The organism is Bacillus sp. NP157, from assembly GCA_018889975.1.
GTDB lineage: Bacteria > Pseudomonadota > Gammaproteobacteria > Xanthomonadales > Rhodanobacteraceae > Luteibacter.
In genome coordinates, this window is record CP076546.1 from 809,812 (window position 1) to 830,401 (window position 20,590).

12 protein-coding genes are annotated in these 20,590 nt (G+C 67.6%); 5 read left to right on the forward strand and 7 right to left on the reverse strand.

What is annotated here, in order from left to right:
- Positions 1 to 27 precede the first annotated feature (27 nt).
- Positions 28 to 1,017, reverse strand: a complete 990-nt coding sequence (locus KPL74_03715; protein ID QWT21125.1) for an IS110 family transposase — start codon at positions 1,015 to 1,017, stop codon at positions 28 to 30.
- A 754-nt stretch (positions 1,018 to 1,771) separates the two neighbouring features.
- Between KPL74_03715 and rimO the strand changes: the two genes are divergently transcribed.
- On the forward strand, positions 1,772 to 3,094 hold the full coding sequence (gene rimO, locus KPL74_03720) for a 30S ribosomal protein S12 methylthiotransferase RimO (GenBank protein QWT21126.1): 1,323 nt from the start codon (positions 1,772 to 1,774) through the stop codon (positions 3,092 to 3,094).
- Positions 3,095 to 3,099: 5 nt separating this feature from the next.
- Positions 3,100 to 3,972, forward strand: a complete 873-nt coding sequence (locus KPL74_03725; protein QWT21127.1) for a DUF3025 domain-containing protein — start codon at positions 3,100 to 3,102, stop codon at positions 3,970 to 3,972.
- Here KPL74_03725 and KPL74_03730 read toward each other — a convergent pair.
- Complete coding sequence (locus tag KPL74_03730) at positions 3,957 to 4,592, reverse strand: response regulator (GenBank protein QWT21128.1); 636 nt, start codon at positions 4,590 to 4,592, stop codon at positions 3,957 to 3,959. The two genes, KPL74_03725 and KPL74_03730, sit on opposite strands and share 16 nt — an antisense overlap.
- 85 nt (positions 4,593 to 4,677) lie before the next feature.
- On the opposite strand from KPL74_03730, the gene KPL74_03735 reads away from it, so the two are divergent.
- Positions 4,678 to 8,310, forward strand: coding sequence for a transporter substrate-binding domain-containing protein (locus KPL74_03735; protein QWT21129.1), 3,633 nt, complete (start codon positions 4,678 to 4,680; stop codon positions 8,308 to 8,310).
- Here the strand turns inward: KPL74_03735 and greB are convergent.
- From greB to KPL74_03750, 3 genes are read right to left on the reverse strand one after another with little or no spacing between them, the layout of a single operon-like run.
- Complete coding sequence (greB, locus tag KPL74_03740) at positions 8,301 to 8,801, reverse strand: transcription elongation factor GreB (GenBank protein ID QWT21130.1); 501 nt, start codon at positions 8,799 to 8,801, stop codon at positions 8,301 to 8,303. The genes KPL74_03735 and greB overlap by 10 nt on opposite strands.
- Positions 8,798 to 10,060: a hypothetical protein gene (locus KPL74_03745; GenBank protein QWT21131.1), complete on the reverse strand. Its 1,263-nt coding sequence runs from the start codon at positions 10,058 to 10,060 to the stop codon at positions 8,798 to 8,800. Before KPL74_03745 ends, greB begins: the two co-directional genes overlap by 4 nt.
- A gap of 2 nt (positions 10,061 to 10,062) precedes the next feature.
- A complete protein-coding gene (locus KPL74_03750) occupies positions 10,063 to 11,562 on the reverse strand; it encodes a DUF853 domain-containing protein (protein ID QWT21132.1) in 1,500 nt (499 codons plus the stop codon).
- Positions 11,563 to 11,695: 133 nt separating this feature from the next.
- Between KPL74_03750 and KPL74_03755 the strand changes: the two genes are divergently transcribed.
- Complete coding sequence (locus tag KPL74_03755; protein ID QWT21133.1) at positions 11,696 to 13,291, forward strand: transglycosylase SLT domain-containing protein; 1,596 nt, start codon at positions 11,696 to 11,698, stop codon at positions 13,289 to 13,291.
- Between the two features lie 9 nt (positions 13,292 to 13,300).
- Here KPL74_03755 and KPL74_03760 read toward each other — a convergent pair whose 3' ends face one another.
- Both KPL74_03760 and psd read right to left on the reverse strand, forming a co-directional pair.
- Positions 13,301 to 13,747 carry a hypothetical protein gene (locus tag KPL74_03760; GenBank protein ID QWT21134.1) on the reverse strand — a complete coding sequence of 149 codons (447 nt, stop codon included), beginning with the start codon at positions 13,745 to 13,747 and terminating at the stop codon, positions 13,301 to 13,303.
- Between the two features lie 139 nt (positions 13,748 to 13,886).
- Positions 13,887 to 14,723: a phosphatidylserine decarboxylase gene (gene psd, locus KPL74_03765; protein QWT21135.1), complete on the reverse strand. Its 837-nt coding sequence runs from the start codon at positions 14,721 to 14,723 to the stop codon at positions 13,887 to 13,889.
- Between the two features lie 289 nt (positions 14,724 to 15,012).
- Between psd and KPL74_03770 the strand changes: the two genes are divergently transcribed.
- Positions 15,013 to 20,466, forward strand: coding sequence for an autotransporter outer membrane beta-barrel domain-containing protein (locus KPL74_03770; GenBank protein ID QWT21136.1), 5,454 nt, complete (start codon positions 15,013 to 15,015; stop codon positions 20,464 to 20,466).
- The last annotated feature ends 124 nt before the right edge of the window (positions 20,467 to 20,590 follow it).

Below are 20,590 nucleotides of genomic sequence, written 5' to 3' on the forward strand. Positions count from 1 at the left end.
CAGCTCTCGTAGATACTCTCTTCCCGGTCAACCCTGCCTAAGGTGCTCTGGGCTAAAAAGCTTGGTGACGTCGAAGTTTTCGTTGTCGCGCAGGCAAGCCCAGAGCCCGGTGAGGTATTTGCGCATGACTGCCGCGAGGGCCTGGCGCTTGGCCTTTCCGCGACGAAGCAGCTGTTCGTAGAAGGCTTTGACCAAGGGGTCGTAGCGCACGGCAACCAGCGCAGGCATGTACATGCCTGCGCGCAGGTAGGTGTTTCCGCCCTTGCTTAGCCGCGGCCGTCCGTGGACGCTCGTGCCCGATTGGGTGTGACAAACGTCCAGGCCCGCATGGCGGCTGACCTGCGGCGCTTTCATAGTGCTGGGAAGCATGGCCAGTTCAGCGAGTACCGCCATCGCCGAGACCTCGGCGATGCCCGGGGCTGCGGTCATGTGGCGAAGCTGGGCTTGGCGCACCGGATCGGTGTCGATCTGCTGGCGCATCGCACCGCGCAGGCGTTCGATGCGCCGATCGAGGGTGGCGACGGCCTCGGTTTCGTCCTCGAGCAGCAGCACATGCGTGCCCTTCTTGGCAGTCAGGGCGTGCAGGCGGTTCTTCGCGCGGACCCGCTCCCCCAACAGCCGGTTCACCTGCCGTCCCAGGTCCCGCAGGGCCAGGTCCGCCTGCTCCGGTGCGATCCAGCGTGCCGGCTTGAGCGCCTCGCCATACTCGGCAAGCAACCCCGCATCGATCGTGTCGGTCTTGGTGCCCTTGAGCTTGAGCTGGGCGAACCGCTTGGCACTGCGCGGGTTGATGACCGAGACCGGCAATCCAGCCCGATCCAGCGCGATGGCCAGGTCCAGGTGATAGATCCCGGTCGCTTCCATCACCACCCAGGAAGGCCGTAAATCCAGAAGCTTCCTGGCCAGCCGTGCATGTCCTGCCGGGGTTTGCTCGAACTTCCCCAGCGCAACACCCTTGCCGTTGTCATACGAGGCCACGGCGCAGTCGCGCGCGCTGACGTCCAATCCGATCGACATGACCATCCCTTACATCCTCCGCGAGTTAGCGTGAGAATGGATCCGGCTCCCCGACCCCGCATTTTTTGCCCCTGCAACCTTGTATGCGAAGTCCCTCGCGGGCTTCTGGATACTCTCCGCAGTTGGCAATGGGGCGGGGGCCACTCTACAGGCGAAGTCAGGAACATCCTGCTTCAAGGAGCGCGCGGCCTCCCCGGAATCCTTCGCACACCCCCCGGATGGGAGGCACCGCCAAGATACAAGGAGCGCGCCTGCGCGCGAACAGCCGACGGAGCGGTTTAGCCGGAATGTTTGTAACTGACTCGCCGGAGCGTTCTGAACTTCAGTCGAAACGATGGTTTTGGCTTCACAGTCGAATGCTACCGAATCCGCGTTCGCGCGCAGGCGCGCTCCTACAAAGCCGTCGGGTCGCCAGGCAGGGCCACGGTGCGCCACTCCACCCGTCGCGGCAGGCGCGCTCCTGCAGACAAGGCTTGCGGCGGGCTGCAAGAACAGACCTTGGCGCCCACCCTCGAGGCGAGTTCCGCACAAGTGAGCGGCCGCAGGCCGATAGATGCATGGGCCGCGGCTGCGGCCACCCTTATCGAGCGCGGAGGACCTGTCTGAGCAGCGAGGGTGGGCGCCGAGGGCTGGTCCTGCGACCACGCCCGAGCGCCGCGGGTCCTGCGACCACGCCCGAGCGCCGCGGGTCCCGCGACCACGCCCGAGCGAGGAGGGGCTATAATGTTGGGTTTCCCCTCTCGGTACCCAGGCAATGGCTCAGGCCGCACAGACCCAGAAGATCGGATTCGTCAGCCTTGGCTGCCCGAAGGCGCTCGTCGATTCCGAACGCATCCTCACCCAGCTCAAGGTCGAGGGCTACGAAATCGTACCCAGCTACGACGCGGCCGACGCCGTGGTCGTCAACACCTGTGGTTTCATCGACTCGGCGGTGCAGGAGTCGCTCGATGCCATCGGCGAGGCGCTGCATGAGAACGGCAAGGTCATCGTCACCGGTTGCCTGGGCAAGCGTTCGGAGCTGATTCGCGATAGCTATCCGGAAGTGCTGTCGATCAGTGGCCCGGCGGACTATGCCTCGGTGATGAGCGCGGTGCACACGGCGCTGCCGCCGGCGCGTAACAAGTTCCTCGACCTGGTGCCGGATACCGGCATCAAGCTCACCCCGAAGCACTACGCGTACCTGAAGATTTCCGAGGGCTGCAACCATCGTTGCAGCTTCTGCATCATCCCGTCGATGCGTGGCGACCTCGTCAGCCGTCCGGTTGACCAGGTGCTGATGGAAGCGGAGAAGCTGGTCCGCGGTGGCGTGAAGGAATTGCTCGTCATCTCGCAGGACACCAGTGCCTACGGTGTCGACATGCGTTACGCCGAGCGTGAGTGGCGTGGCAAGTCGTACCGCACGCGCATGACCGAACTGTGCGAAGGGCTTTCCGAGCTTGGCGTGTGGACGCGCCTGCACTACGTGTACCCGTACCCGCACGTCGACGAAGTCATGCCGCTGATGGCGGAGGGCAAGATCCTTCCGTACCTCGACATCCCGTTCCAGCACGCCAGCCCGCGCCTGCTGAAGCTGATGAAGCGTCCGGGCAACGTGGACAAGACCCTCGAGCGCATCCAGAACTGGCGTCGCCAGGTGCCGGACCTGACCCTGCGCAGCACCTTCATCGTGGGCTTCCCGGGCGAGACCGACGCCGAGTTCAACGAGCTGCTCGACTTCCTGCGTGCCGCCGAACTCGATCGCGTGGGTGCGTTTGCCTACTCGCCGGTCGACGGTGCGAAGGCCAACGAGCTGCCGGGCCAGGTCGACGAAGAGCTCAAGGAAGATCGCCTGGAGCAGTTCATGGCGGTGCAGGCCGAGATTTCCGCGGCGAAGCTGCAGCGCAAGGTCGGTAAGACCGTGAAGGTGCTGGTCGATGAAATCGACGCCGATGGTGCGTGGGGCCGTTCCAGCGCGGATGCGCCGGAGATCGACGGTGCCGTGCGCATCGACGACGGCCAGCTGCTCAAGCCGGGCCAGTTCGTCGACGTGATCGTCGAAGAAGCCGACGCCCACGACCTCTACGGTCGCCTGGCGTAACGTCCATGCGGTACGTGGCGCCCACGCGCGACGCGTTCGATCGTCGCGTGCTCGCGGCGCCACCGTTGTCGCACTGGGGCGAGTTCTCAAGCTATATCGACGGTGATGCGTGGCCGGATGCGGCCGCGCTGAATGCGCTGTGGCCGGCCGATGCCGGCGTGCGCTTCGCCACCCAGGACAAGGCGTTGCTCGACGATGGTCTGCACTACGAAGAGCGCATCGCCCGTGGTGCCATCGCCACGCGTCCGGAGAACTGGCACGACCTGTTCAATGCGTTTGCCTGGTTGCGCTATCCGACCTTGAAGCGCGCGTTGAATGCGCGGCAGGTCGCGGAGATCGGACGGATGGGTCCGCGCGAGCGTTCGCGCGCGCAGTGTGCGCTGACCCACTTCGACGAAGCCGGCATCCTGGTCACGCTGCGCGATGCGGCGATGGTCGCGGCCTGGGATCGGCACGACTGGCATGCGCTGTTCTGGACACATCGCGAGGCCTGGCTACGTGGCGAGGCACGCGTTGAGATCTTTGGTCATGCCTTGCTGGAACACGCCCTTACGCCCGACAAGCTGCTGGTTGGCAAGGCGCTGGTGGTGCTCGACGAGGGCGATGGCGTCGGCGTTGACGTCGGCGTCGGTGGTGGTGGCACTGGTACTGGCAGTCGCGGGCACGCAGACATCGTGACGATATGCGCCGAGGCGATCGCGAGCGGCGCCATTCTCAACGACCCGCAGGAATTGCGTCCGCTACCCGTATCGGGCGTGCCGGGCTGGCACGAGGGCACCGGTGATGCCTCGTTCTATCTCAGCGCCCCGTGCTTCCAGCCGGTAAGGGAAGGGCGGGTTTACCCGCCCGCCCTGGTGGCTTGTCAGAGCAAGCCGTGATCGCGCACGTAGTCGCCTAGCAGGCTGTCGTGGTCGACGCCGAGCTTGCGCATCGCATCACGCTTCTGCCGGCTGATGGTCTTCACCGACTTGCCTTCGCGGTCGGCGATCTGCTGGAGCGACATACCGGCGACGAAGGCCTTGATGACTTCCTTCTCACGCGGCGACAGCGGTGCGCCCGGCATCGCGACGGAGTTGTCGTCGGCTTCGTTGAGAATATCCAGCAGGGTTTCGCTGAGATAAGTCTCACCGTCGCGCACCGCTTTCGCGGCGACCGCCAGTTCGTCCATCGGCGCGCGTTTGTCGACGATGCCGCGTGCCCCGCGGGCCAACATCGACTGTAGGGCCGCGGGCCGGTTGATCATCGTGAGGACGATGACGGCGAGGTGCGGATATTTCTCAGCAATGGTGTCGAGCAGGGCGAATCCGTCGTCCTGTCGATCGCTCGGCATGAGAAAATCCGTAATCACCACGTCGCAGGGACGGTCCGCCAGCATGGCGAGCAGTTCGTCCGCGGCTTTCGCCTCACCCACGACATCGATGTGTGCGTTACGCAGCGCGAGGGCGCCGCCTACGAGCACCAGTGGATGATCGTCTGCCAGAATCACGTTCAGTGGCATGCCTTGTGTTCTCCTTCGTTCTGAGCGACGCCCGTGCGTTTCGATCCGATTATGCCCATGATGGTTCCCCCGACGAAGCCCGCCTGTGACCCGATACCTGCTTCCGTTAATCCTTCTCTTCCTGTCGGCGTTCGCCTACGCCACGCCGGAGACGCCTTTGGGCAAGGAAGACGAGGCCTGGCTTCGGCACCATCCGGTCCTGACAGTGGGAGCCTACCGCGAAGGCTACCCGCCGTTCGAAGAGGTCCGTGACGGCGAACTGGAGGGCCTGGGCCCGGATTACCTGCGCCAGATCGCCGGCGAGCTGGGCCTCACCCTGCAAACCCGGGTGTTCGACACCTGGCCGCAGCTGCTGGCGGCCCTGTCCCGGGGCGAGATCGACGTCGCCACCAGCGTGACCCCGCTGGAGCAGGGGATGCCGGGCATCCGCGTGGGCGCGACCTACTTCGAATCGCTCCCCGCGCTGGTCCAGCGGATCGACACACCGATCATCCATCGCCCGGGTGAGCTGGCCGGCAAGCGCCTGGCCGTGCATGCCGGCTATTTCGACACCGTGGCCCTGCGCCGGGAGCTTCCGAAGACCACCCTGGTCGAGGTCGCTTCCACCGCCGACGCGCTGCAGCGCGTCCGCACGGGCGATGCCGCGGCTTACATCGACAATCCGTATTCCGCCCGCGAGTTCGTCGGCCGGCTGGGCGAGGAGCACGCCCTGCGCGTCGGCGACCCGCTGGCCCTGCCGATCAGCGCGCTGGCCTTCGCCGTGCCGGCCAGCGAGGCGCCGCTGGGCCGGGCGATCGACCACGCCCTGGGCGAGCTCACCGCCGCCGACCACGGCCGCCTGCGTGCGCCCTGGGTGGGCCGGGACATCGCCCCGCGGCCGCGCCAGTTCGCCATTCCCATCAGCGAGCGCGAAAAAGCCTGGCTGCGTGGCCTGCCGCCCCTGCGCCTCGGGGTCGACCCCAGCTACGCGCCTTTCAGCCTGATCACCGAGAAGGGCCAGGCCGAAGGGCTCGCCCTGGATTACGTCCGCGAGATTGCCGCCGAGCTCGGCCTGCGGGTGACCCAGGTGCCCAGCGCCAACTGGACCGGCACCGTGGAAGACGTGAAGCGCGGCGACGTCGACCTGGTCGCCGCGATCAATCCGCAGAGCGCCACCTGGCCGTGGCTGGAGCCGAGCACCGCCTACCTCGACTTCCCGATCATGATCGTGACGCGCGAAGGCGCGCCGACCATCGCCGGTCGCGACGACCTCGCCGGCAAGCGCGTGCTGGCCAATACCACCCGCGAACCGATCCGCCGCCTGCTCGCGCGCGTGCCCGGCGCGCTGGTCGTGCCGGTGGATACCGAGGTCGAGGGCTTGCGACGGCTGGCGGCGGGAGAGGGCGATGCCTTCGTCGGCAACCTCGCCTCGGTCGATTACCTCATCCGCGAGCAGTTCCTCGGCCAGCTGAAGGTGGCCGCGCCGACCGGCGACAGCGAAGCGATCGCCATCGGTGTCCGCCGCGAACTGGCGCCGCTGCTGCCGCTGATCAATCGCGTACTGGTCAACCTGCCGACGCATCGCCAGCAGGAAATCCGCAACACGTGGTTCGCCTCGCATTACGTGGTCGGGCCGACCTGGCGCGAGATCGCCAGCCGCGTGCTCCCCTTCGTCGCCGTGCTGCTCGGCTCGCTGATCGCGATCAGCTACGCCTACCTCAACCTGCGTCGCGAAACGCGGCGGCGCGAACGCACCGAGCGACGGCTGGCCGAAGTCACGGCCCACGTGCCGGCGGTGGTCTACGAAGCCGTGCGCGACACCGCGGGCGAATACAGCCTCGCCTACGTCGGCGGCGATCCGCAGACCCTGCTCGGCATGCAGCCCAACGAGCTGCTGGCCGGTGGCGACAGCCTGCTCGCGCCGGTGGCGCCGGAAGATCGCGAAGCCCTGCGCCAGGCCTTCGAGCGTTCCGCGCGTGACACCTCGCCGCTGCACGTCACCGTGCGCGCACAGGTCGGTGAGCGGGTGCGTTACCTCAGCTCCGACGCGGTACCGCTGGCGGCCGCCGACGGCAGCGTGCGCTGGAACGGCTACTGGGTGGACGTCACCACCCAGGAACTCGCGTCGCGCAACCTGTCGCGCGCACGCGACGACGCCGAAGCCGCGACGCGTGCGAAGAGCGATTTCCTGGCCACGATCAGCCACGAGATCCGCACGCCGATGAATGGCGTGATCGGCCTGCTCGACGTGCTCGAACGCACGCCGCTGGATGGCGAGCAGCGCAAGATGGTGTCGACCATCGAACACTCTGCCGAAGCGCTGCTGCACATCCTCGACGACGTGCTCGACTTCTCCAAGATCGAGGCAGGCCATCTCGCCCTGGATCCGCGACCGACCGATCCGCGTGCGATCGTCGAAGAAGCCGTGGCGATCATGTCCGCGCAGGCGGAGGCGAAGGGGCTGCGCATCGACGTGCACATCGACGAGGCGATCGCCGCGGCGGTGCTGGTCGACGACGGCCGCCTGCGCCAGGTGCTGCTGAACCTGCTCGGCAACGCGATCAAGTTCACCGCCAGCGGCGGGGTGCGGGTCGATGTCCACGTGGACCAGGAGCACGCCGGTCGCCAGCGCCTGCGCTTCGTCGTCACTGACACCGGCATCGGCATCCATGCGGCGAAGCTGCGCCATGTGTTCGCGCCCTTCAGCCAGGCCGAGTCGTCGACGACGCGTCGCTTCGGCGGCACCGGGCTGGGCCTGAGCATCTCGCGACGCCTGATCGAACGCATGGGCGGGCACATCGTCATCCAGAGCGAGCCCGGCAACGGCACCGTGGTGACGGCGACGGTGGAATTGCCCATGGTCGACCCGGCGACGGTCGTTCGCGGCGAGGATGGCGGTGTCCACGCGGCCGCGTTGCCGCACCGCCGCGCCGTGCGCATCCTCGTCGCCGAAGACCATCCGGTGAACCAGCAACTGGTCCGCGCCCAGCTCGCGCTGCATGGCCTGGATTGCGACATCGTCGACGATGGCGAAGCCGCGATGGCCGCACTCGAACGGGTCGACTACGACCTGCTGCTGGTCGACTGCCACATGCCGCGGAAGGACGGCTATGCCGTCGCCCGCGAGGTGCGCCGGCGCGAGGCGGGCAGCGACCGGCACCTGCCGATCGTCGCGATGACCGCCGACGCACGCGCCGACCAGCGCGAGCGCTGCCTGGACGCCGGGATGGACGACCTGTTGCGCAAGCCGATCCGGCTCGAGGCGTTCCACGCGGCCGTGTCGAACTGGCTGGGCCGGGCCGGCGACCTCGAAGGCGCTGGAGGTGACGAGCCGGGCTCCGGTAGTGATTCGGACACCGGCACCGATACCGACACCGACTCCGACTCCGGCACCGGCACGGAAGCAGGCGCGGGCATCGACATCGAGCGCCTGCGCCGCGCCTTCGGTTCCGACGACAACGTCGCGACCGTTATCCGCGCAGGCGTCGATGCCACGCGCGACGCGCTGGCCCGATTCGACGGCGTCTTGGCCACCGGCGACACCGAGCGCGTGGCAGGCTGGATCCACCACGTGCTGGGCGGGGTCAACGTGTTTGGTGAATCGGCCGTCGCCCGCGAGGGCGAGTCACTGGAGCGGGCGTTGCGCGAAGGCGCGCCGCTGGAGGAAGGCGCCGTGCGCGCGTTCGCGGCGAACGTCGATGCGTTCACAACGAACCTCGCGCGACTGGCTCACGCGTAGCTGACGGCGACCACCGCGAAGCGGGTCGGTCCACCCGGCAACACGGCTTCGAACTCGTCGTCCACGCGTTTCTTCAGCACCGCGCGGGCCAGTGGCGAATCGATGCTGATCCAGCCCAGCTTCGCATCGGTCTCGTCGGGGCCGACGATGCGGTAACGAAGCATGTCGCCGCTGTCGACGTTCTCCAGCTCGATCGTCGCGCCGAAGAACACCGCATCGGCGTTCGACGGCGTGGCCTCGACCACCTTCAGCACGGGGATCCGCTTGCTGAGGTAACGCACGCGGCGATCGATCTCGCCGAGTTGCTTCTTGCGGTAGGTGTATTCCGCGTTTTCCGAGCGATCGCCTTCGGCGGCGGCCGCGGCGAGGGCCTTCACCACTTCCGGGCGCACCGTATGCCACAGGTGGTCGAGCTCGGTCTTCAGCCGTTCGAAACCCTCGCGGGTGATGATCGCGGTGGACGAGGGCGCCGGTGGACGCCAGCGGCTCATGGCGCCACCTTGCGCGCCGGATCCAGCGTGTCGAGCAGGGCGTTGATGTCCTGGGTCAGCGGATGCCCCTCGTAGGACGCCAGCAACGAACGGGCGAGATGTGCCGCCTTGTCGCGCTCTTCCAGCTGCAGGTGCATGCGTACGGCGAGCAGGCCGTAGTGCGGCGCGCCCATGTCGCCCGGCCACAGGCGCAGGTAACCGAGGGCGAGCTGCAGGGCCAGCCGCGGCATGCCGGCGTGGGCGGCGGTATCGGCGAGCGGTCCGCAGGTGTTCGACGCGTCCGGCACGAAGGCCGGGTCCACGCCAAGGCAGTCCTGCACCACGCCCAGCGCGCGGCGGGTTTCGCCGCCGGCGACCAGCGCAGCGATCCAGATCTGCCCGTGCACGAGCAGCTCGGGCAGGCGGCCCTGCGCACGCAGCAGTTCCCGGTAGCGGGTGTGCATCGGTGCTGGCGTGATGCCTTCGCGGATGCGTTCGGTAAGGATGTCGGTCGCCGCGGGCACGTCGTCGCGCGCGATCTGGTTCACGTGGTCGAGCAGGGCGACGTCGTCCGCCGGGTTGGCCATCTCCGCCAGCACCTCGGCCTCGGGGCGATAGCCGAGCTTTTCATGGTGGTGGTGGATCAGCGCGCCCATCAGGTGGAAGTTATAGATCGCGAGGTAGTTGGCCACGAGGTAGTACGCCGCGGTGCCGAGGAACAGCGGGCCGCGTTGCTGCATCGCGTACTGCGCGCCGGTCTGCAACAGGCTGGTGGCCAGCATCACGCCGAACAGCTTGAAATAATCGCCACCGATGCGGCCGATCGCTGCCACCCAGGTCAACGGGTTCAACGCCGCGCCGACGCCGTCGAAGGTCAGCGACATCGTCACCACCGGCAGCACGAGGGCCACTGCGACCGAGACCAGCAGGCCCGGCACGCCGAAGAACAGCGGCGCAAGCAAGGCCATCGCATTGCCGAACAGCTGGATGATGATCAGCGCCCGTGCCGCCTGGTCTTCCGAGTTCATCGCCATCTCGGGCGGGTTCTCGAAGCCGTCGGCGGTATGCCGCAGGCAGGCAAAGGCGTAGGTGTACAGCGCGACCCAGCCGAGGCCGATCACCAGCAGGCGCAAACCCATCATCGGGATATAGGCGAGCAGGTCGAACGCGGCGACGGCGAGGATGGTGATCGGCGCCGAACCGCGCATCGGGTAGCGAAAGCCACTGACGATGCGCTGGTTGAACGGGATCGATGCATCGGCGAGGGCGACACGCGGCATGCTCAGCGCTTCCCGCCGAAGATGCTGCCGAGGATGCCGCGGACGATCTGCTGGCCCGCGCGCGATCCGGCGGTGCGCACCATCGACTTGGCCATCGTTTCCAGCATGCCCTGGCGGCGGCTGGTGCCGAGCACGGCGTCGCGCACCGTGTTGCCCCAGCCCGAACCCTGGTCGTCGCCCTTGCGCGCGTCCTTCACCGGCGGCGCATCGTCGGCGTTTTTCGCCGTCGCACGTGCGGCCAGCATTTCCTCGGCCGATTCGCGATTCACCGCGGCGTCGTACTTCGCACCCACCGGCGAGCGCGAACGGATGGTCGTGCGCTCGTCCAGCGTGAGCGCGCCGATGCGGCAGGTCGGTGTCGACACCAGGATCTTCTGCACCGGGCTGGGCACGCCGCCATCGCCGAGCGTGGACGCCAGCGCTTCACCGGTACCCAGCGTGCCGATCGTTTCCACGACGTCGAGCTTCGGGTTCTTCGCGAAGGTTTCCGCCGCGGCCTTCACCGCCTTCTGGTCGCGCGGGGTGAACGCACGCAGCGCATGCTGCACGCGGTTGCCGAGCTGGCCGAGGATTTCGCCGGGCACGTCGTCGGGATTCTGCGAGCAGAAATACACGCCCACGCCCTTGGAGCGGACCAGTCGCACCACTTGTTCCACCCGCTGGCGCAAGGCGGCCGGGGCGTCGTCGAACAGCAGGTGCGCCTCGTCGAAGAAGAACACCATCTTCGGCACGTCCAGGTCGCCGACTTCCGGCAACTGCTCGAACAGCTCGGAGAGCAGCCAGAGCAGGAAGGTGGAATACAGGCGTGGCTTCAGGATCAGCGTGTCGGCGGCCAGCACGTTGATGACGCCGCGGCCGCTCATGTCCTGGCGGATCAGGTCGCTGAGTTCGAGCGCGGGTTCGCCGAAGAAATGGTCGGCGCCGTCCTGCTCCAGCTTCAGCAGCGCGCGCTGGATCGCCGCGACGCTCTGCGCGCTGATCAGCCCGTAGCGTGCCGAAATGTCCTTGGCATGTTCGGCGGCGAAGCCGAGCATCGCGCGCAGGTCGGGAAGGTCGAGCAGCAGCAGGCCTTCGTCGTCGGCGACGCGGAAGACCACCTCGAGCACGCCTTCCTGGGTGTCGTTGAGTTCGAGGATGCGGGCGAGCAGGGTGGGTCCCATCTCCGACACGGTGGCGCGCACGGGGTGGCCGAGCTTGTCGTAGATGTCCCAGAACACCACCGGGTTGGCCTGCGGCGCCCAGCCGGTCAGCCCGAGCCTGGCCAGGCGATCCTTCAGCTTGTCCGAGGGCGCGGCGGCCGCCTGCGCGAGGCCGGCGAGGTCGCCCTTGGCGTCGGCGAGGAAACACGGCACCCCGAGCCGGGAAAACCCTTCGGCCAGCAGCATCAGGGTCACCGACTTACCGGTGCCGGTGGCGCCGGCGATCATGCCGTGGCGATTGCCATAGCGCGGATCCAGTTCAACGGCGGTGTCGTCGCTGCGGCCGATCAAGATGCCTGGCATGGGTCTGTCCTTAAGGATGTCCTGAACAAGTTTACGCAAGGATGCGCCACTACGGAGATTTTTCCGCGGGAGCGCTTGAGTCACGTAGGCTTACGGCGTAATGTCGCCGGCATTGCCTGATCTGGTCCACTGCATGTCGCTGCGCGTTTCCCACGCCCTTTTCCTGCTTCCCCTCGCGGTCCTCGCCGGCTGCGCTTCCGGTGGTTCCACCCGTCCCGGCAAGGCATCACCGCAAGTGAATGCGTTGTACGACCGGATGAACCAGGCGAGCAAGGGGTATGAGTCGGCGATCGACCAGGCCCGTCGCGGCGATACCGCCCAGGCCGCGAAGACCCGCAAGCAGTCACTGGACCAGCTCAAGGACGCCTCGGCGCGCTGTGGGCTGACCCCCGGCTGCGACCCGCAGCGTTTCGCCGCCGTGTTCGACCGCCTGCTGCGTCTTAAGGATGGCAGCTTCATCGAAGGCGAAGATGCCGACGATACCGAGCAGACCGCCGAAGTGGGCGCCCAGCCCGGCGATGCCGCCGGCTCGGTCGTGGTCAATGCGCTTCCGCAGGCCCAGCGCAGCGTCACGCTGCTGAAGGGCCAGCAGTTTTCCGACCTGATGGTGATGAACGGCCCGGTCAAGGCCGCGCTGGAGATGTGGCTGACCCAGCTGCGCCCGAACCTGATGGATGCGTACGTCAATTACCAGATGATGCGCTACAAGATGTGGCCGGCGTACCAGAAGGGCGACCTGCCCGAGGCGCTGCTTTTCGGCATCATGGCCAAGGAATCCGGCGGCAAGGTGCATGCCGTGTCGCGTTCGGGTGCCTCCGGCCCCTTGCAGTTCATGTACGCCACCGGCCTGCGCTTCGGCCTGTCCAGCGACAGCGGCTTCGACCAGCGCTTCGACCCGACCATGGCTGCCCAGGCCAACGCCGAATACATCAACGAACAGCTGGGCGCCTTCAACAACAACCTCGAGATGACCCTGGCCGCCTATAACGGTGGCGAAGGGCGCATGCGCCGCATCGCCGCGGCAAGCCCGGGCGCCGGCTTCTACGATCCGGCCATTTACGGGCAGATGTCCGCCGAAACGCGCGACTACGTGCCGATGGTGCTTGCCGCCGCATGGCTGTTCCTGCATCCGGACAGCTACCACCTGAAGTTTCCGAAGGTGGATGGCGTGCCCGGTTCGATCACGCTGACCCGCCCGGCGTCGCTCAGCGAACTGACGGTGTGCCTTGGCTCGGTCGACGAGATGCCGCAAGGCTGGTTCCGTACCTTGCGCAACCTCAACCCGCGGCTCGATCCGCAGGTAAGCCAGCCGGCGGGAACCCGCCTTGACGTACCCAAGCAGCTTGAAAAAGCCTACATGGCCAGCTGCGCGGATGGTCCCTGGCCGATCCTCGCCAGCGACCTGCACAACGCGGTGAAGATCATCGCCCCGCCGCCGCCGGCTGCGACCTCGGCCGCACTGGCCAGTGGTGGTGGCAGTGGTGGCGGTGCGAACGGACCGAACGGCCCGGGCCCGCAGTACAGCTACGGCAGCGGCGGTGGTTCGTCGTCGTCGTCGTCGAAGGGCTCGTCCGGCGCGAAGAGCTACACCGTGCGCAAGGGCGACACGCTGGTCAGCATCGCGCGCAAGAGCAGCTGCGCCGACGTGGAAGACATTGCAAAGATGAATGGCCTCAAGGGCCATGCCCTCAAGGTGGGGCAGTCGCTGAAGGTGCCGGTCTGCCGCTGAGGCAGGGGCTCAGGCGAGGGCGGAGGGTTCCATCCAGTCGGTGGTGCCCAGCTCGCGGCGATCGGGAGCGGAAAGCTCCTTGATCTGGCGCATCAGGCGCAGCACCTGGCGGTGCAGTTCTTCCATGCCCGGGCGACGCGAATCCAGCGTCTCGTGGTACACGGCGGCGATCCACAGGGCGACGCCACGGGTGGCGATCAGCGGATTTTCCGAGCGCGCCTTGCCCAGGCCCAGGTCGGGGCCGTGGCCATACGTGCTGTAACGCTCTTCGGGGGGCGTGCCGTAGAGGTGCGGGAAATCACATGCGGCGGCCTGTTCCATCTCACGGCGAACCAGTTGCTGCAGGTCCGCATGGGTGCGAACGGGCAGCGCAAGCACCACGCGCTCGATGTCGGCCAGCTGGCGACGGAGGCGGATCTCGCGGTTGACGGCGATGAGATGTGTGACCAGACGCATGACGGCTCCCCTATACGACGACTGCGTACGACGACTGCGTGTCGGACGTGGCCATGAGCCCCCTTGCGTCCGAGGAAGGGAGCATACGCCGGCGATGCGTCAAATGTAAGACGTTTTCGTCACAAAGTGACGCGTAAGGTCATGCGGCCGTGCCGCCCCGCGCCCAGCGCCCGATCCGCTGTCCAACCGTAACTTGTTGTTGCGACTGGAGATCGTCGAATTCGTAGCCTTCGGGGAGCAGTAGAATTACGGTAGAGCCCATGTTGAAACGGGCCATTTCGGCAAAGCGCTCGAGCGTGAGACCGCGGCCGCGACAATCGCTGCGAATGATCTCAGATGCGTAAGGCGGAATCGCCAGGCCGTCCCACACAGTGGCGACGCTGGAGACCAGGATCGCGCCGACCATCACCGACACGAACGGACCGTGCTCGCCATCGAAATGGCAGACCAGGCGTTCATTGCGGGCGAACAGGCGCGGGATCGCCTCGACCGCGAACGGCGCGACGCTGAAGATGCGACCGGGCACATGGGTGGTGCCGGTCAGGGTGCCGGCCAGCGGCATGTGCACGCGGTGGTAATCGCGCGGCGACAGGTAGATGGTCGCGAAGCTGCCGTTGCGGAACGGCACGGCGGCTTCTTCGCTGCCCAGCAGTTCGGCCGCGGTGTACTCCTGGCCCTTGGCCTGGAAGATCCGGCCGTCGCGGATCGGCCCTAGCTGGCTGATCCGGCCGTCGGCGGGCGAGAGGATCGCCTGCGGGTCGGGATCGGCCACGCGCGCGCCCGGCTTCAGCTTTCGGGTGAAGAACGCATTGAAATGCGGGTAGGCCAGCGGGTCCGGTTGCGCGGCCTGGGCCATGTCCACGTGGTAGCGCTGGACGATCTCCCGGATCAGGAAGTTCTTCCACGGGACCCACTCCCAGCGCGTCGCCTGGTAGACGATCCGCGACAGGAAGCGGTGCGGGAGGATGTACTGCAACAGGACGCTGGGTTTCATCGGCGGGAGTATAGGGGAGTCGCGCCGATCGGCCACCATCCGGCAAACGCTTGCATCCGGCCCGGTGAATGCACGTTTTCTTCATCCCGGCCCTCCTATAGACCGTAGCCGGAGACGAAGCGCAGGCAAAACCTGCGCTTCGTCGCTCTGCACGGAAGGCCCTGGCGCCGGGAGTGGGAGCGAAGGAGGGGGCCTTTCGCCGTACCCGGGCAGTGATTGCCAACTGTGTGCCTAGCCGCTCCGGACGGCGGCGCCAGCGGGGATATGGATCATGAAAACCTGTGCTGCGCTCCACCGTCGCCCGGTCATGGGTGGCTGCCGCCACGCCGTGCTCTTCGCCTGCATCGCCGCCGTGCTGGCCCCCTGGCCCGCCGCCCATGCGCAGGCCGTGCTCGCTCCCTATAACCCGGTGGACAACGATGCCGAGGTCGGCCGCCTCGACGTGCCCGCCGGCACCACGCTCACGCTGACCGGGCCGCAGCAGTTCGCCGCGGGGCAGACCGGGGCCCAGGACACCACGCTGCAACAGCTCAGCGACGAAGGCCGGCTGGTCTCCGGCCAGCAGTGGATCGGCGCCGGGCGGCTCAATCCGGGAAGCCAGAACCTGGGGATCACGGTGAAGGATCCGATCACCGGGACCAACCGGGTGGTCTCGGTCTATAACAACAACAACCTGTTCGCGCTGCCGCCAGTGGCTTACTCGACGGTCGTGCCCGACCTGGTCAACGTCGGCGACAACCAGTACATCGACGCGCGCGTGGGCCAGGTCGGCCCGGGTGGCGGCACGCTGGACGTGGCCATCGGCACGGGCGCGAACAGCCAGGCGCCGACCAACGCGTGGACCATGGCGGCCAAGCAGACCGACCTGTTCTATGCCGACGGCACCGGCACGGCGGCAAGCAACCTCAACTGGCAGGGACAGAACCGGATCACCTTCAACGGCGAAGTCGCCGACCCGACCCAGCCACGCAGTTTCGGCGTGAGCTTCGTGGCGCACTACGGCGGGACGTTCAATGTCACCACCGCAGATGGCACGGCCGCGCACACCGTGACCAACGATGCGCAGCTGCGCGACTACAACAGCTTCCTGATCGCCCAGATCCAGGCCGGCAAGCTCGACCCGGCACAGTACGTGACGCTGTTTGCGCTGGCCTATACGTCGACCACCGAGCAGATCGTCTACGGGATCACGGCGGACAGCCCACCCGACGATGTCGCCCAGCCGATCGGCGATCGCATCGCGATGCGCCTGGTCGGGCCGAACGCGCACGGCAGCATCGCCCAAGGCGCCGTGCTCGAGGTGGTCAACGCCAATGGCGGCGCCGTGCGTGCCGACGGCGGTGCGACCTTCATCAACCAGGGGTCGCTCGGCAGCCAGCGCAGCAGCGGCGACGGATCGGCACTGGTCCTTACCGGTGCGAGCAGTGGCAGCAACGCCGGGGTGATCAACGGCAACTTCTTCCCGAACGCCGGTGGCGGCATCAGCAGCGGTTCGCTGGGCGCGAACATCGTCGACGTGCAGTCGGGCAGCCGTTTCGACAACGCGGCGAACGGCATCATCAACCTGTCGCTCGGCATCACCAACGGCGCGGGCAAGTCCACGGGGATCCGCGTCGGCGCGGGCGCGGTCGCGACGAACGAGGGCACGGTGAATGTCGGCGTCACCGGCTCGCGTTCGAACGGTTCGGCCGACGGCGTCTACCTCAACGATGCCACGGCGAGCTTCACCAACGGCGCGGATGGCATGATCTATATCGGCCGCGGCCCGCAGTACACGCCCGGCGCGGTAGCCGCCGACGTGGCGCTCAACCAGGGCACGATCACCACGGGCATCAACGTGCCCACCGCGGCGACCGTGCTCAACCAGGGCACCATCACCATCGGCACGCTGACGCAGAACGCGGCTGCGATCCTGGTGACGGCACCGGCCGCGAATGTCACCAACGCCGGCACGATCAACATCACCGGGCGCGCGGCGGCGGTGCCGCGCGAGAACATCGGCATCTCCGTGATGAACGCGGGCGCGACCGGCCCGGGCATCCGCAACACCGGCACGATCAACGTCACCGGTGTGAATGGCACCGGCATCAAGGCGGTGTCCACCGCGGGGACGCCGTCGCTGGTCCATTCCACCGGCACGATCAACGTGGCCGGCGGTGCGGATCCGGCGAGCGGCACGCGCAATTATGGCGTATGGGTCGAGGGGCAGGGCAGCGCCACCGCCACGGGCGATATCCAGGGCGCGGTGAACCTGCAGGGCGACGGTGCCATCGGCATCCACGCCCGCGGCCGGGCGACGGTGAATGTCGCCGCGGGCGCGGCGCCGAGTTTCCAGGCCGGCAGCAAGCAGATCGGCTTCTTCGCGTTCGGCGACAACGCGAAGATCAACGTCGCAGCGGGCTCCGTGCTCGACGTGTCGACCGCGCAATCCACGCTGTTCCGGCTCGATAGCGGCGCCGACTTCGACGGTACCGGCCTCACGCTCGGCGTCTCCGGTGCCGGGGCCACGGGCGTGCTCGGCTCGGGCACGGGCTCGGTGCTGAGCACCCGCAACGCGAACATCGCCGTCACCGGTGCCGGTGCGCAAGGCGTCGTGGCCGAAGGTGGGGCGAAGGGAACGATCGATGCCGCCACCACGATGTCGCTGACCGGCGCCGGTGCGGTGGCAGGCGTCGCGGACGGACAGAAGCACGACCTCACCGGTGCCGCGACGGGTGCGGTGTCCACCGCGACCTCGTTGAACAGCCTGGCGACGTTGAGCTCGTCGTCCGATGGTGTGATCGGACTGATCGGCCGCAATCGCGCGACACTGGTCAATGCCGGGACCCTGGATTTCAGCGGCGCGAACACCACCGGCCTGATCGTCGAGAGCAATGCGATCGCGACGAACAGTGGCGTCGTCAACCTTGGCGGACCCGAGGCCACCGGTGCGATCCTGCGCACGGGCGGCACGCTGGCGAACACCGGCAGCATCCACGTCGCGAACGGCACCGGCGTGCGCATCGAAGGCACCGGCACGCAGCGACTGAATCCCGCCGGGACGATCGACGTCGACGACGGACATGCCGGCGTGTTGCTCACGGCCGGTGCGGGCCTGGTGCTCGGTAGCGGCGATTCGGCGATCACGACCCGGGGCAGTGCACACGGTATCCTGCTCGACGTGGGCGCGACGTCGCTGGCTGCGACGGGCACGACGATCACCACGCTGGGCACGGGCAACGCCATCGAAAACACCGCGGAAATCGGCGCGATCACGTTGTCCGGCGTCACCCTGCATTCCGGTGACGGCGCAGGCCTGCGCACGGCCACCGCGATCGACCCCGCGTCGACGGCGACCTTCGAGGTGGATGGCGCGGGGGTGGGCTACGCCTTCCGTCGCGCCGACGGATCGGCGACCAACGGCGACCTGCTCATCGGCAGTGGTTACACGATCCACGGCAATGCGGCGGGTAGCACGGGGATCCAGGCGCTGACCACCGGCGCGGTCAGTGTCGGTGCCAGCGTCGACATCCTCGATCCCGCCGGTGGATCGGCGTTGATTGCCGGTACGGCATCCTCCGTGGCGAACACCGGCACGCTCACGTCGGCAAGCACGGTCGCACCCGTCGTCGACCTCGCCGACGGCACGGGTACCACGCTGGTCAACAACGGCAGCATCACCGCGGCCTCGCCGGGCGCGATCGCCGTGCGCGGCAGCGCGGGCAGCGATGCGCTGACGCTCGCCTCGGGCAGTGTCCGTGGGGAGATCGCGTCGGGTGAAGGCGGCGATACCTTCGACTGGACCGGCGGATCGCTCGACGGCGGCCTGGTCATGGGAAGTGCGAACAACACCGCCACGCTGGGCGCGGTCGATACCTCGACGACGTACCACCTGCTGGCCGGCAGCGGCGGCAACAATACGCTGACCTTCGATGGCACCGAGGCCCGCGGTGGCACGTTCGCCGTCGACGACCTCGGTAAAGGCATTAACGTGCAGGGCTGGAACAGCTTCAACCTCGTGCATGGCGCGGCCTTCACCCTGACCGACAACCTGCTCCTGGCCGGTAGCGACGTCAACATCGATCCCGCGTCGACGCTGTTCGCCGGCGATGGCGTGCATCCGGTCATTTCGGCGGCGACACCGGGTGGCGCCAGCGTGACCAACGCCGGCACGATCGACCTGACCAACGGCAGCGGCTCGCCAGGCAACACGCTGACGGTGGATGGCGACTACACGGGCAACAACGGCACGGTGAAACTGGTCACCACGCTCAACGCCGGTGGCGCGCTCGCGGTGCAGGCGACCGACCGCCTGCTGGTGCAGGGCAATGCCAGCGGCCAGACCGTGCTCGACATCACGCCGTCTTCGCTCAGCACGGGCGCGCTGACCGACCTCAATCGCAATGGCTATGTCGGCCCGGACGAGGGCATCTCGGTGGTCCAGGTCGCGGGCAGTTCCAGCGGCGATGCGTTCCGCGTCAACGGTGGTTACGTCGCGTTCGGTCCCTTTCAGTACGGGCTGTACGCGTTCCAGCCGGGCTCGAGCAACGCGGCGCAGCGCGTCGTCGGCGGGACCACGACGGGGAACACCTTCTGGGATTACCGGCTGGCCAACGTGCTGGTGTGCAACGGGCCATGCCCGGCACCGACGACCGACACGCCCGCGCCGACCCCGCCGCCGGGCGAACCCTATGTGCCGCCACCGCCGCCGGCCACGCCATCCACGGGCGGCGACCTGCCGGTGGCGAGCGTGCCCGCGGCCGAAGCACGCCCGGCCGTCGTGCCGCAGGTACCCGCATCGATCGTGTCGCCCTCGGCGATCGCGTTCTTTGGCTATCGGTCGCTGGACAACCTGCATCGCCGGCTGGGCGAGGTGCGCGACATGGATGACCTCGGCGAGGGCCTCGGCGGCGAACCGTTCGTCCGTTACTTCGGCGGCGACTACCACTATTCGACGAACCGGTCGTTCCAGGATTATGGCTACGACTACGACGTGGAAACGCGCGCCGTGCAGGTCGGCGTGAACCTGTTCGCACTGGACGCCGACCGGTCGACGCTACGCGCCGGTGTCGCCTATACGCACGGCACCACCCGGCTGGATCCGAAGGCGGCCGACGGCTACAGCCACGTGAAGCTGGACAGCAACAGCATCGCGATGTTCGTGACCTGGCAGCACGTGAGCGGCTTCTATGTCGACCTGATCGCCTCGGGCGACCGGCATGCCGGCGACATCGACACACTGCGCGAGCGCGGTACGGCGCGCGTGCGGGGGTCGGGTTGGGAGGGTTCGGTGGAGGCGGGTTATCCGTTCCGTTTCGACGGTGGCTGGGAGCTCGAGCCGCAGTTGCAGCTGGTCCGCCAGCATGTCGCGTTGCGCGACCAGGTCGACGTGGATGCGGTGACGACGCATTACGAGCCGCTGGAGCAGACGGTCGGTCGCGCGGGCCTGCGTTTCGATCGCACGTGGACGACGGCGGCGGGGAGCAGGTTCACGCCGTATGCGCGGGCGAATTACATCAAGGGCTGGGGTGGGGTGTCGAAGGTGGACGTGGGGGCGGAGGGTTTCGATGTGTCGCAGCAGTTTGCGGGTGGGAAGTTTGGGCAGATGGTGGAGCTGGGCCTGGGTGGGACGTGGGCGTGGCGGAATAAGGTGTCGATTTACGGCGAGGGTGACTGGCAAAACAGCGTAGGCTCCGCTGGCGCCCGCGGCTGGTCGGCGAACGTCGGCCTCCGCTGGGACTTCTGAACCGGTTCGCCGCAGCTGCGGCGCGTGCCTCACTCACGGCCTCCGGCCGAACCTCGGCCCTGTAGGAGCGCGCCTGCGCGCGATTGGGTCGACGCGGCGCTCATGCGTGGTCGCAGAAGAGCCC